The following is a 13569-nucleotide window of genomic DNA, read 5'->3' as shown; positions in this document are numbered from 1 at the left end:
GATTGTTGTCGTGACGTCAGTAAAAAACAGCAAGGGCCACGGAGGCTGATATGTTAAGTATTTTTAAACCCGCCGCGCATAAAGCGCGTTTGCCAGCCGCGGAGATCGACCCGCTCTATCGTCGGTTACGCTGGCAGATTTTTATCGGCATCTTCTTTGGTTATGCCGCTTACTATCTGGTTCGTAAGAACTTTGCCCTGGCGATGCCCTATCTTATCGAGCAGGGTTTCTCCCGCGGCGACCTCGGTTTCGCCCTTTCCGGCATCTCCATTGCCTACGGATTTTCGAAATTCATCATGGGATCGGTCTCTGACCGTTCGAATCCACGCATTTTCCTGCCGGCGGGGCTGATCCTCGCCGCGCTGGTGATGCTGGTGATGGGCTTCGTACCGTGGGCCACCTCGAGCATCATGATCATGTTCGTGCTGCTGTTCCTCTGCGGCTGGTTCCAGGGGATGGGCTGGCCGCCGTGCGGCCGTACCATGGTCCACTGGTGGTCGCAGAAAGAGCGTGGCGGAATTGTTTCAGTGTGGAACTGCGCGCATAACGTCGGCGGCGGGATCCCGCCGCTGTTGTTCCTGTTGGGTATGGCCTGGTTTAACGACTGGCACGCGGCGCTCTATATGCCGGCGTTCGCCGCTATCCTGCTGGCGATTTTCGCCTTTGCGATGATGCGCGATACTCCGCAATCCTGCGGCCTGCCGCCAATCGAAGAATATAAAAATGACTACCCGGACGATTACAGCGAAGAGCATGAACAAGAGCTGACGGCGAAGCAGATCTTTATGCAGTACATTCTGCCGAACAAGCTGCTGTGGTACATCGCGGTCGCCAACGTCTTCGTTTATCTGCTGCGCTACGGCATTCTCGACTGGTCGCCGACCTACCTGAAAGAGGTGAAGCACTTCGCGCTGGATAAATCCTCCTGGGCCTACTTCCTGTACGAGTACGCCGGGATCCCGGGCACCCTGCTGTGCGGCTGGATGTCGGATAAGGTGTTTAAAGGCAACCGCGGCGCCACCGGCGTGTTCTTTATGACCCTGGTGACCATCGCTACCATCGTGTACTGGCTGAACCCGGCGGGTAACCCGGGCGTGGATATGGCCTGTATGATTATTATCGGCTTCCTGATCTACGGCCCGGTGATGCTGATTGGTCTGCATGCGCTGGAGCTGGCGCCGAAGAAAGCTGCCGGCACCGCGGCAGGCTTCACCGGTCTGTTCGGTTATCTCGGCGGCTCCGTGGCCGCGAGCGCCATCGTCGGCTACACCGTCGATTTCTTCGGCTGGGACGGCGGCTTTATGGTAATGATCGGCGGCAGTGTGCTGGCGGTCGTCCTGCTGGTTATCGTGATGCTCGGTGAACGCCGTCATCATCAACAGCTGAAACAAGCCTAAGGAGCGGCGATGAACATGAAACTCACCACGCTAATGAGCGGCATGATGTTGGCCAGTTCGGCGCTGTGCTTCAGCGCGACAGCGGCGGATAAAATGGTTATCGCCCACCGGGGCGCCAGCGGTTATCTGCCCGAACATACCCTGCCGGCGAAAGCGATGGCCTACGCGCAGGGGGCGGATTACCTTGAGCAAGACCTGGTGATGACCAAAGACGACCGGCTGGTGGTGTTGCACGACCATTATCTCGACCGGGTGACCGACGTCGCCCAGCGCTTCCCGCAGCGGGCGCGTCAAGATGGCCGTTTCTACGCCATCGACTTTACCCTGGCCGAGATTAAGTCGCTGAAGTTTACCGAAGGCTTTGAGCCGAAAGATGGCAAGAACGTGCAAACCTACCCCGGGCGTTTCCCGATGGGCAAATCCGATTTCCGCATTCATACCTTTGAAGAGGAGATTGAGTTTGTCCAGGGGCTGAATCATTCCACCGGCAAAAACATCGGTATTTACCCGGAAATCAAAGCGCCGTGGTTCCACCATCAGGAAGGCAAAGATATTGCTGCCAGCACCCTGAAAGTGCTGAAAGAATATGGCTATACCAGCAAGCAGGATAAGGTCTATCTGCAGTGCTTTGACGCCAACGAGCTGAAGCGCATTAAAAATGAACTGGAGCCGAAGATGGGCATGGATCTTAATCTGGTGCAGCTCATCGCCTATACCGACTGGAATGAAACCCAGCAGAAACAGGCCGATGGCCAATGGGTGAACTACAGCTATGACTGGATGTTCAAGCCGGGGGCCATGGCGCAGATTGCACAATACGCCGACGGCATTGGTCCGGATTACCATATGCTGGTGGCGGAAGGCTCAAAGCCGGGGGCGGTGAAGTTGACGGCGATGGTGAAAGAGGCGCACGCCAGCCATCTGCAGGTGCATCCGTACACCGTGCGCGCGGATCAGTTGCCGGAGTACGCGACTAACGTTAATCAGCTCTATGACCTGCTGTATAACCAGGCGGGCGTCGACGGCTTGTTTACCGATTTCCCGGATAAAGCGGTGCAGTTCCTGGACGCGAAACGCTAAAAAGCCGGGTGGCGGTTGCGCCTTACCCGGCGTACGAACTGCGGTTTTGTTGACACGGTTCTCGGCGTGCAACGATTTCGACCCGGGAATAACGTTTGTTCTATGATATTTCCTGGAAGATTGCGCTCCCGATATTTCTTCTGCGTTATGCCTTTCATAGCGCAGGGAGCGCACAGGGGGAGGCCAGTCGCCGCCTCCCCCTGTACCCCCGGGCTCCGGCCAGCAAAATCGCCGCTGCGCGGTCCCTTCGACTTATCCCTGCAGGCTTCGGGTCGGGCCGAGGCAGCGTCCCTGCAAAACACGGCCCTCAGCCCGCATCCATGCGGGCTGCTCCGGCCTTCCGGGAACGTCTCAGCGATTTTGAGGCCGTCAACACCGTCAGTTTCAGCAGCCCAGGGCGGCAGTACGTAAACGGCCGGTCCTGGAACAGTAGCTCAGGTAAGTGTAGCGCCACCTGACAAGACTACATCTCGATCTCAATATCGCCTTTCGCCCGGCAGCAGCAGGGCAAAATCTCGCCCGGCTGGATAAAGGCCAGCGGCTCGGTCAGCCAGTCAACCTGGCCGGAGACCAGACGGGTGCGGCAGGAGCCGCAATAGCCTGCGCGGCATTGATACTCGACGTCGATATTATGCGATTCAAGAGCAGCCAACAGGGAAGGGTGTTCATCCTGACACTCAAGGCGAGTGTCAGAGATTTTCAAGAAGATCCGCTTCATTACAGCTGGAAGTTGCTCAGATCGTCGGCATCGACTTCAGAGTCGATCTGGCCGACCAGGTAAGAGCTGACCTCTACTTCCTGCGGCGCCACCTGAACGTTGTCGGAGACCAGCCAGGTGTTGATCCACGGGATCGGGTTGGAGCGGGTCTGGAACGGCAGATCAAGGCCCACCGCCTGCATGCGGATATTGGTGATGTACTCGACGTACTGGCAGAGAATATCTTTGTTCAGGCCAATCATCGAGCCGTCGCGGAACAGGTAGTCCGCCCACTCTTTCTCCTGCTGGGCCGCCAGCACGAACAGATCATAGCACTCCTGTTTGCACTCTTCGGCGATTTCCGCCATTTCCGGATCGTCGCTGCCGGAGCGCAGCAGGTTCAGCATATGTTGAGTGCCGGTCAGGTGCAGCGCTTCATCGCGGGCGATCAGGCGGATAATTTTGGCGTTGCCTTCCATCAGTTTGCGCTCGGCGAAAGCGAAGGAGCAGGCGAAGCTGACGTAGAAGCGGATCGCTTCCAGGGCGTTAACGCTCATCAGGCACAGATAGAGTTTCTTTTTCAGCTCGCGCAGATTGACGGTCACGGTCTTGCCGTTGACGGTATGGGTGCCTTCGCCCAGCAGATGCCAGTAGCTGGTCATCTCGATCAGCGAATCGTAATAGTGGGAGATCCCCTCGGCACGCTTCTGGATCTGCTCGTTGGTGACGATATCGTCGAACACGGTCGCCGGATCGTTGACGATGTTGCGGATGATATGGGTGTACGAGCGCGAGTGAATGGTCTCAGAGAAGGCCCAGGTTTCCACCCAGGTCTCCAGCTCCGGGATGGAGATCAGCGGCAGCAGAGCAACGTTCGGGCTGCGGCCCTGGATGGAGTCGAGCAGCGTCTGGTACTTCAGGTTGCTGATGAAAATGTGTTTTTCATGTTCCGGCAGCGCCTGGTAGTCGATGCGATCGCGGGAAACGTCAACCTCTTCCGGGCGCCAGAAGAAGGAGAGCTGCTTTTCAATCAGCTTTTCAAAGATGTCGTATTTTTGCTGATCGTAGCGGGCCACGTTAACCGGCTGGCCAAAAAACATTGGCTCAAGCAGCTGATCGTTTTTCGTCTGTGAAAAAGTGGTGTATGCCATTGAAGTGAGTCCTGTTGAACTGTATTGCCCGGCGGGAATGGGTTGGCCGGGCCTACAAAATCGTAGGCCGGGTAAGCGTAGCGCCACCCGGCAAAAATACCTTAGATCTTACAAGCGCCGCTTTCGCAGCCGTCGTCCTGAATGGACGGGGCCAGGTCATCCTGAGCGTCTTCAGCGCCATCACGGGTGTTATGATAGTACAGCGTTTTGACGCCGAATTTATAGGCGTTGAGCAGGTCTTTCAGCAACTGCTGCATCGGCACTTTTCCGGAAGGGAAGCGCGTCGGATCGTAGTTGGTATTCGCAGAGATCGACTGGTCGATAAACTTCTGCATGATACCCACCAGCTGCAGGTAGCCGTCGTTGTTCGGCATTTCCCACAGCAGCTCGTAGGCGTTCTGCAGGTTTTCGTAGTCCGGCACCACCTGGCGCAGGATCCCATCCTTCGAGGCTTTGATACTCACGTGACCGCGCGGCGGCTCGATGCCATTGGTGGCGTTGGAGATCTGCGACGAGGTCTCGGACGGCATCAGCGCGGAGAGCGTAGAGTTGCGCAGGCCGTGGGTTTTAATGGACTCGCGAAGCGCTTCCCAGTCGTAGTGCAGGGATTCGCTGACGATGCTGTCCAGGTCTTTTTTGTAGGTATCGATCGGCAGGATACCCTGCGCATAGGTGGTTTCGTTGAACCACGGGCAGGCGCCCTGTTCGATAGCCAGCTCGTTGGAGGCCTTCAGCAGGTAGTACTGAATCGCTTCGAACGTTTTGTGGGTCAGGTTGTTGGCGCTGCCGTCGGAGTAGCGTTTGCCATGCTTCGCCAGATAGTAAGCGAAGTTGATCACGCCGATGCCGAGCGTACGGCGGCCCATTGCGCCGCGTTTGGCGGCCGGGATGGGGTAATCCTGATAGTCGAGCAGCGCGTCCAGGGCACGCACCGCCAGCACCGCCAGCTCTTCCAGCTCGTCGAGGCTGTCGATAGCCCCGAGGTTGAAGGCCGACAGGGTGCACAGCGCGATTTCGCCGTTTTCGTCGTTGACGTCTTCCAGCGGTTTAGTCGGCAGAGCGATCTCCAGGCACAGGTTAGACTGGCGCACCGGGGCGACCACCGGATCGAACGGGCTGTGGGTGTTGCAGTGGTCGACGTTCTGGATGTAGATGCGGCCGGTGGAGGCGCGCTCCTGCATCATCAGCGAGAACAGCTCAACCGCTTTAATGCGCTGCTTGCGAATGCTGTCGTCCTGCTCGTACTGGGTGTACAGGCGCTCAAACTCGTCCTGATCGGCGAAGAAGGCGTCATACAGGCCCGGGACGTCGGAAGGGCTGAACAGGGTAATGTCGCCGCCCTTCAGCAGACGGGTGTACATCAGCTTATTGATCTGCACCCCGTAGTCCATGTGACGAACGCGGTTGGCGTCGGTACCGCGGTTGTTTTTCAGCACCAACAGGCTTTCCACTTCCAGATGCCACATTGGGTAGAAGAGGGTCGCCGCGCCGCCGCGAACGCCGCCCTGCGAGCAGGACTTCACCGCAGTCTGGAAATGTTTGTAGAACGGAATGCAGCCGGTGTGGAAGGCTTCGCCGCCGCGGATCGGGCTGCCCAGCGCGCGAATGCGGCCGGCGTTGATGCCGATGCCGGCGCGCTGGGAAACGTATTTCACAATCGCGCTGGAGGTGGCGTTGATGGAATCCAGGCTGTCGCCGCACTCGATCAGCACGCAGGAGCTGAACTGACGGGTCGGGGTACGCACGCCGGACATGATCGGCGTCGGCAGCGAGATTTTAAAGGTCGACACCGCGTCGTAGAAACGCTTGATGTAGTCCAGACGCGTTTCGCGCGGGTAGTTAGAGAACAGGCAGGCAGCCACCAGAATATAAAGGAACTGCGCGCTCTCATAAATTTCGCCGGTGACGCGGTTCTGTACCAGATACTTGCCTTCCAGCTGCTTCACGGCAGCATAGGAGAAGTTCATGTCGCGCCAGTGGTCGAGGAAACCGTCCATCTGCTGGAACTCTTCTTCCGTGTAGTCTTCCAGCAGATGATGATCGTATTTACCCTTCTCGACCATCTTCACCACGTGATCGTAAAGCGCCGGCGGCTCAAACTGGCCGAAGGCTTTTTTACGCAAGTGGAAGATCGCCAGACGCGCGGCGAGGTACTGGTAATCCGGCGCCTCGCGGGAGATCAGGTCCGCAGCGGCTTTAATAATGGTTTCGTGGATGTCCGCGGTTTTAATGCCGTCATAGAACTGGATATGCGAGCGCAGCTCTACCTGGGAAATCGAAACGTTATTCAGTCCTTCTGCCGCCCAATCCAGTACGCGATGGATTTTGTCGAGATTGATGCGCTCGGTGGTCCCGTCGCGCTTTGTCACCAGCAGACTCTGATTCATGTGGATTTTACCTGTCCGTGAAAGAAAATATCCCCCGTTTATCCACAGAAGGCCGTTGTGACTAACTCTGTGGATAAATACTATATGTAGGGGGTTGTCGATAAAAGGAACGCTATATGGTGAGTATTTTAGTAAGGAATCTTTTGAGTACAAGGGTTGATTTTGACGTTAAATTGAGGTTGCGGAAGGGTAATAATCCGCAAGTCCACGTCGCATAAGGCCTGGAGAAGAAGTCAATAAAACAGAAAAAAAAATGAAAATTTGATCGAGTGCTGATTTCTTCATCGGAAGAAATAATCACGCGGCTTGATGCCGCGCAATCATCATAAGCGCAGCTGCTGACGTCACGCTTTTTTGGCGCTGGTATGCAACATATAGTTAACATCAACCCCCGGCGCCAACTTGAAGGTGTTGGTCAACGGATTGTAATGCAGACCGATGATATGCTGCTCTTTCAGAGTAGTCTGATCTACCCAGCCCAGCAGTTCGGCCGGCTTGATAAACTTTTTCACATCATGGGTGCCTTTGGGCACCATCTTCATGACATATTCCGCGCCGACCACCGCCATCAGCCACGCTTTACCGTTGCGGTTGATGGTGGAGAAGAAGACCTGACCGCCAGGCTTCACCAGCCGCGCGCAGGCGTGGACTACCGACTGTGGGTCAGGGACGTGCTCCAGCATTTCCATGCAGGTGACGACATCGTATTGCTGCGCGTGCTTCGCGGCATGTTCCTCAACCGTTTCCTGAACATATTCCACCTGAATACCGCTCTCCAGGGCGTGCAGTTTCGCCACCTGCAGCGGCTCTGCGCCCATGTCCAGTCCGGTGACCGTCGCGCCTTCGCGCGCCATACTCTCGGCGAGGATGCCGCCGCCGCAGCCGACATCGAGGACTTTTTTACCGAACAGGCCGCCTGAGCGTTCGGCGATATAGCCCAGCCGCAGGGGATTAATGCGGTGGAGCGGTTTGAACTCGCCCTCCAGATCCCACCAGCGCGAGGCGACGGCTTCGAATTTGGCGATTTCAGCATGATCGACGTTAGGGGCTACCGACGTTTTTTCGGCATTCATGGGCGCTTTTACTCCTTTTCTGTTCAGACCTGGGAGTATATCAGCAGCGCGCCATGAATAAACCGTATTGCTTTACCTCTCTTAGCGCGGCTGTGTTATAATTTGCGACCTTTGAATCCGGGATACAGTAGAGGGATAGCGGTTAGATGAGCGACCTTGCGAGAGAAATTACACCGGTCAACATTGAGGAAGAGCTTAAGAACTCTTATCTGGATTATGCGATGTCGGTCATTGTTGGCCGTGCGCTGCCGGATGTCCGAGATGGCCTGAAGCCGGTACACCGTCGCGTACTTTACGCCATGAACGTATTGGGCAATGACTGGAACAAAGCCTATAAAAAATCAGCCCGTGTCGTTGGTGACGTAATCGGTAAATACCACCCGCACGGCGACTCCGCGGTATACGACACCATCGTCCGTATGGCGCAGCCGTTCTCGCTGCGTTACATGCTGGTGGACGGCCAGGGTAACTTTGGTTCCATCGACGGCGACTCCGCCGCGGCGATGCGTTATACCGAAATTCGTCTGGCGAAAATCGCTCATGAGCTGATGGCCGATCTTGAAAAAGAGACGGTCGATTTCGTTGACAACTATGACGGTACGGAGCGTATTCCGGACGTCATGCCGACCAAAATTCCTAACCTGCTGGTAAACGGCGCCTCCGGGATCGCCGTCGGGATGGCCACCAACATACCGCCGCATAACCTGACGGAAGTGATCAACGGCTGTCTGGCCTATGTCGACGACGAAGACATCAGCATTGAAGGGCTGATGGCGCATATTCCTGGCCCTGATTTCCCGACCGCCGCCATTATCAACGGCCGTCGCGGCATTGAAGAGGCCTACCGCACCGGTCGCGGTAAAGTCTACATCCGCGCGCGCGCGGAAGTGGAAGTGGACGCCAAATCCGGCCGCGAAACCATCATCGTGCATGAAATTCCTTATCAGGTGAACAAAGCGCGCCTGATTGAGAAAATCGCCGAGCTGGTAAAAGAAAAACGCGTGGAAGGCATCAGCGCGCTGCGTGATGAGTCTGATAAAGACGGGATGCGCATCGTGATTGAAGTGAAGCGCGACGCGGTAGGGGAAGTGGTGCTCAACAACCTCTATTCCCAGACCCAGCTGCAGGTCTCCTTCGGTATCAACATGGTTGCGCTGCACCATGGCCAGCCGAAGATCATGAACCTGAAAGACATCATCGCCGCCTTCGTGCGCCACCGCCGCGAAGTGGTGACCCGTCGTACGATTTTCGAACTGCGCAAAGCGCGCGACCGGGCGCATATCCTCGAAGCGCTGGCCGTGGCGCTGGCCAACATCGACCCGATTATCGAACTGATCCGTCGCGCGCCGACCCCGGCTGAAGCGAAAGCGGCGCTGGTTGCCCAGGCGTGGGATCTCGGTAATGTCGCGGCGATGCTGGAACGTGCCGGTGATGACGCCGCGCGTCCGGAATGGCTGGAGCCAGAGTTCGGCGTGCGCGAGGGTAAATACTACCTGACCGAGCAGCAGGCTCAGGCGATTCTGGATCTGCGTCTGCAGAAACTGACCGGCCTTGAGCATGAAAAACTGCTCGACGAATATAAAGAGCTGCTGGAACAGATCGCGGAACTGCTGCACATCCTCGGCAGCGCCGACCGTCTGATGGAAGTGATTCGCGAAGAGCTGGAGCTGATCCGCGACCAGTTCGGCGACGAACGTCGTACCGAAATCACCGCCAACAGCGCTGATATCAACATCGAAGATCTGATCAACCAGGAAGACGTGGTGGTCACCCTGTCGCATCAGGGCTATGTGAAGTATCAGCCGTTGACCGACTACGAAGCACAGCGTCGTGGCGGTAAAGGCAAATCGGCAGCGCGCATTAAAGAAGAAGACTTTATTGACCGCCTGCTGGTGGCCAACACCCATGACACTATCCTCTGCTTCTCAAGCCGCGGTCGTCTGTACTGGATGAAGGTCTATCAGCTGCCGGAAGCCAGCCGCGGCGCGCGCGGTCGTCCGATCGTCAACCTGCTGCCGCTGGAAGCCGATGAGCGTATCACCGCTATCCTGCCGGTACGCGAGTACGAAGAGGGTGTTAACGTCTTTATGGCCACCGCCAGCGGTACCGTGAAGAAAACCGCGCTGACCGAGTTCAGCCGTCCGCGTTCCGCTGGCATCATCGCGGTGAACCTGAACGAAGGCGATGAGCTGATCGGCGTCGATCTGACCTCTGGTCAGGACGAAGTGATGCTGTTCTCCGCGGCCGGCAAGGTCGTGCGCTTCAAAGAAGATGCCGTTCGCGCCATGGGCCGTACCGCCACCGGCGTACGCGGCATTAAGCTGGCGGAAAACGACAGCGTCGTCTCGCTGATTATTCCGCGCGGCGAAGGCGCGATCCTGACGGTGACGCAAAACGGTTACGGTAAACGTACCGCCGCGGCTGAGTATCCGACCAAGTCGCGTGCCACCCAGGGCGTTATCTCGATCAAAGTCACCGAGCGTAACGGTTCCGTGGTCGGCGCCGTACAGGTGGATGATTGCGATCAGATCATGATGATCACCGACGCCGGGACGCTGGTGCGTACCCGCGTTTCCGAAGTGAGCATCGTGGGCCGTAACACCCAGGGCGTGATCCTCATCCGCACCGCGGAAGATGAAAACGTGGTGGGTCTGCAGCGCGTCGCTGAGCCGGTAGACGACGAAGAACTGGACGCCATCGACGGTAGCGCGGCGGAAGGCGATGATGATATCGCCCCGGAAGCAGATACCGATGACGACATCGCCGAAGACGAAGAGTAATCGTCCCAGGTAAATGTTCTGAAAGGGCCGGGTATTCTCCCGGCCCTTTTTGCATTAACATTGCGGCAAAGCCGGTTTACCGCTACTTTAACCCCATTCTGTTGAGTCCCTGACGGCCGAGCATCGCCACATTGAAATATCTTGCCTCTTTCCACACAACCCTGAAGGTTTCACGTTATCTGTTCAGAGCGCTGGCGGTATTGCTGTGGCTGCTGATTGCGTTTGTCTCTGTGTTTTATATCGTCAACGCGCTACACGAGCGGGAAGCCGAGATCCATCAGGAGCTCAATCTCAATGCCGATCAGGCCCAGCGCTACATTCAGCGTACGGCGGACGTGATTAAAGAGCTGAAGTATGTCGCCGGTAACCGGCTGTCGGCAGGGGATGCGGTAGCGCAAGGGCAAAGCGGCGATATTGCGATCCCCAGCTTTGAACCCCTGTATCCTGACTCCGACTGCAGCGCAATGAGTAGTGCATGGCGTAATTCGCTCCAATCGCTGGCGTGGTTTATGCGCTACTGGCGGGATAATTTTACCGCCGCCTACGACCTTAACCGCATCTTTCTCATCGGCAGCGATAATCTCTGTATGGCCAACTTTGGCCTGAGGGACGTGCCGATTGAGCGCGATCAGGCGCTGAAAGTCCTGCATCAACGCATTGAGCAATACCGCAATGCGCCGCAAAACGAGCGCGGCAACAACCTGTTCTGGATAAGTCAGGGCGTGCGCCCCGGGGTGGGCTACTTTTACGCCCTGACGCCGATCTATATGGCCAATCGCCTGCAGGCGATGCTCGGCGTGGAGCAGACCATCCGCATGGAAAGCTTCTTTACGCCGGGCAGCCTGCCGATGAGCGTGACGATCTTCGACGATAACGGCCAGCCGCTGATCTCGCTGGCCGGCGCGGAAGGCAAAGTCCAGAGCGAAGCGAAGTGGATGCAGGAGCGAATGTGGTTTGGCTACAGCACGGGTTTCCGCGAGCTGGTGCTGAAGAAAAGCCTCGCGCCGTCCTCCCTGAGCATCGTCTATTCCGTCTCGGTAGACCAGGTGCTGGAGCGGATCCGCATGCTGATCATCAACGCCATCGTTCTCAATATCCTCAGCGGCGCGATGCTGTTTGCGCTGGCGCGGATGTATGAGCGGCGCATTTTTATCCCGGCGGAAAATGACGCTCAACGGCTGGAAGAGCATGAGCAGTTCAACCGCAAAATCGTGGCCTCCGCCCCGGTGGGGATCTGTATTCTGCGCACCCTCGACGGGACCAACATTCTCAGTAACGAGCTGGCGCACAACTATCTGAACATGCTGACCCACGAGGACCGCCAGCGGCTGACGCAGATTATCTGCGGCCAGCAGGTCAACTTTGTCGATGTGCTGACCAGCAACCATACCAACCTGCAGATTAGCTTTGTCCACTCGCGCTATCGCAATGAAAACGTGGCGATTTGCGTGCTGGTGGACGTTTCCGCCCGCGTGAAGATGGAGGAGTCGCTGCAGGAGATGGCCCAGGCGGCGGAGCAGGCCAGCCAGTCGAAATCGATGTTCCTTGCCACCGTCAGCCATGAGCTGCGTACCCCGCTGTATGGCATCATCGGTAACCTCGATCTGCTGCAGACTAAAGCCTTGCCGAAAGGCGTCGATCGCCTGGTGACGGCGATGAACAACTCCTCGAGCCTGCTGCTGAAAATCATCAGCGATATTCTCGATTTCTCCAAAATCGAGTCCGAGCAGTTGAAGATCGAGCCGCGGGAATTTTCCCCGCGCGAGGTCATGAACCATATCTCCGCCAACTATCTGCCGCTGGTGGTGCGCAAGCAGCTGGGTCTGTACTGCTTTATCGAACCGGACGTTCCGGAACAGATGTCAGGCGACCCGATGCGTCTGCAGCAGGTGATCTCAAACCTGCTGAGCAATGCGATCAAGTTCACCGACACCGGCTGCATTATCCTCCACGTTCAGTGCGCAGGAGATTATCTGCAGATTAGCGTCCGCGACACCGGGGAGGGGATCCCGGCGAAAGAGGTATTGCGCCTCTTCGACCCTTTCTTCCAGGTGGGGACCGGCGTGCAGCGCAACTTCCAGGGCACCGGCCTTGGCCTGGCGATCTGCGAAAAACTGATCAGCATGATGGATGGCGATATCGCCGTGGAAACGGAGCCGGGAATGGGCAGCCGCTTTACCATCCGCATCCCGCTGTATGGCGTGCAGAACACGCCGCAGGTGACGGCGGACGGTTTCGCTGGCAAGACCTGCTGGCTGGCCATCCACAACACCTCGTTGGCGATGTTCGTCACCTCGCTGCTCAGCTATCACGGCCTGACGGTACGCCGCCATGCCGGAGAAACCCCGGACGCCGAGGATGTCTTACTCACTGACGATGAAGCGCTGAGCGGCTGGCAGGGAAGGGCGATGGTCATCTTCTGCCGTCGTCATATCGGTATTCCGCAGGAGCGGGCCGCCGGCGAGTGGCTGCATAGCGTGACGACGCCGCATGAACTGCTGCCGCTGTTGGGACGTATTTTCCACGTCGCGCTGGCCAGTGCGGAGAATAGCCGGGCGCTGATGGCGCCGGAGGCGCAGGTCGGCAATAACGACGACATGATGATTCTCGTGGTCGACGATCATCCGATCAACCGCCGCCTGCTGGCGGATCAGCTGGGATCGCTCGGCTACCAGTGCGTGACCGCCAACGACGGGGTCGACGCGCTCAACGTTCTCAGCAAGCAGCACATCGATATTGTGCTCAGCGACGTCAACATGCCTAATATGGATGGTTATCGCCTGACGCAGCGCATTCGTCAGCTTGGCCTGACGCTGCCAGTGATTGGCGTAACGGCCAATGCCCTGGCGGAAGAGAAGCAGCGCTGTCTGGAATCGGGGATGGACAGCTGTCTGTCCAAGCCGGTGACGCTTGACGTGCTGAAGCAAACGCTGACGGTATATGCGGCGCGGGTACGTAAAGGGCGGGAATAATCGGGAGCTCCGTCTCGCCGGGGCGAGACGGA

Annotated in this window: 8 protein-coding genes; 4 read left to right on the top strand and 4 right to left on the bottom strand. The window is 57.4% G+C overall.

Going from position 1 to position 13569, the window contains the following annotated elements:
* Positions 1-50: 50 nt before the first annotated feature.
* Both glpT and glpQ read left to right on the top strand, forming a co-directional pair.
* A complete protein-coding gene (glpT, locus tag ABLU73_RS05475) occupies positions 51-1397 on the top strand; it encodes a glycerol-3-phosphate transporter (protein ID WP_004201695.1) in 1347 nt (448 codons plus the stop codon).
* Between the two features lie 9 nt (positions 1398-1406).
* Positions 1407-2477 carry a glycerophosphodiester phosphodiesterase gene (gene glpQ, locus ABLU73_RS05470; protein ID WP_004201693.1) on the top strand — a complete coding sequence of 357 codons (1071 nt, stop codon included), beginning with the start codon at positions 1407-1409 and terminating at the stop codon, positions 2475-2477.
* Between the two features lie 463 nt (positions 2478-2940).
* Here glpQ and yfaE read toward each other — a convergent pair whose 3' ends face one another.
* The 4 genes from yfaE to ubiG form a co-directional block, all read right to left on the bottom strand.
* Positions 2941-3195 (bottom strand): class I ribonucleotide reductase maintenance protein YfaE, encoded by a 255-nt coding sequence (gene yfaE, locus ABLU73_RS05465; protein ID WP_004201692.1) that lies wholly within the window; start codon positions 3193-3195, stop codon positions 2941-2943.
* A complete protein-coding gene (nrdB, locus tag ABLU73_RS05460) occupies positions 3195-4325 on the bottom strand; it encodes a class Ia ribonucleoside-diphosphate reductase subunit beta (protein ID WP_004140835.1) in 1131 nt (376 codons plus the stop codon). The genes yfaE and nrdB overlap by 1 nt, the downstream gene beginning before the upstream one ends.
* Positions 4326-4426: 101 nt before the next feature.
* The gene (nrdA, locus tag ABLU73_RS05455) at positions 4427-6712 is read right to left on the bottom strand and encodes a class 1a ribonucleoside-diphosphate reductase subunit alpha (RefSeq protein ID WP_043520274.1); all 2286 of its coding nucleotides are present in this window, start codon (positions 6710-6712) and stop codon (positions 4427-4429) included.
* A 344-nt stretch (positions 6713-7056) separates the two neighbouring features.
* Entirely contained in the window at positions 7057-7785 is a 729-nt protein-coding gene (gene ubiG, locus ABLU73_RS05450) for a bifunctional 2-polyprenyl-6-hydroxyphenol methylase/3-demethylubiquinol 3-O-methyltransferase UbiG (protein ID WP_004201690.1), read from the bottom strand.
* A 146-nt stretch (positions 7786-7931) separates the two neighbouring features.
* On the opposite strand from ubiG, the gene gyrA reads away from it, so the two are divergent.
* Complete coding sequence (gene gyrA / locus ABLU73_RS05445; protein WP_004201688.1) at positions 7932-10565, top strand: DNA topoisomerase (ATP-hydrolyzing) subunit A; 2634 nt, start codon at positions 7932-7934, stop codon at positions 10563-10565.
* A 131-nt stretch (positions 10566-10696) separates the two neighbouring features.
* Positions 10697-13537: a two-component system sensor histidine kinase RcsC gene (gene rcsC / locus ABLU73_RS05440; protein ID WP_017899297.1), complete on the top strand. Its 2841-nt coding sequence runs from the start codon at positions 10697-10699 to the stop codon at positions 13535-13537.
* The last annotated feature ends 32 nt before the right edge of the window (positions 13538-13569 follow it).

The sequence above is a fragment of the Klebsiella sp. GG_Kp175 genome (genome assembly GCF_040062325.1).
Classification (GTDB): Bacteria; Pseudomonadota; Gammaproteobacteria; order Enterobacterales; family Enterobacteriaceae; genus Klebsiella; species Klebsiella quasipneumoniae.
The sequence above is the reverse complement of the archived record's forward strand: the minus strand, read 5'-3'. Positions and strand labels throughout refer to the sequence as shown.

Coding starts and splice junctions, on each gene's coding strand:
- glpT (WP_004201695.1), top strand. CDS start 51: ATGTTAAGTATTTTTAAACCCGCCGCGCATAAAGCGCGTTTGCCAGCC.
- glpQ (WP_004201693.1), top strand. CDS start 1,407: ATGAACATGAAACTCACCACGCTAATGAGCGGCATGATGTTGGCCAGT.
- yfaE (WP_004201692.1), bottom strand. CDS start 3,195: ATGAAGCGGATCTTCTTGAAAATCTCTGACACTCGCCTTGAGTGTCAG.
- nrdB (WP_004140835.1), bottom strand. CDS start 4,325: ATGGCATACACCACTTTTTCACAGACGAAAAACGATCAGCTGCTTGAG.
- nrdA (WP_043520274.1), bottom strand. CDS start 6,712: ATGAATCAGAGTCTGCTGGTGACAAAGCGCGACGGGACCACCGAGCGC.
- ubiG (WP_004201690.1), bottom strand. CDS start 7,785: ATGAATGCCGAAAAAACGTCGGTAGCCCCTAACGTCGATCATGCTGAA.
- gyrA (WP_004201688.1), top strand. CDS start 7,932: ATGAGCGACCTTGCGAGAGAAATTACACCGGTCAACATTGAGGAAGAG.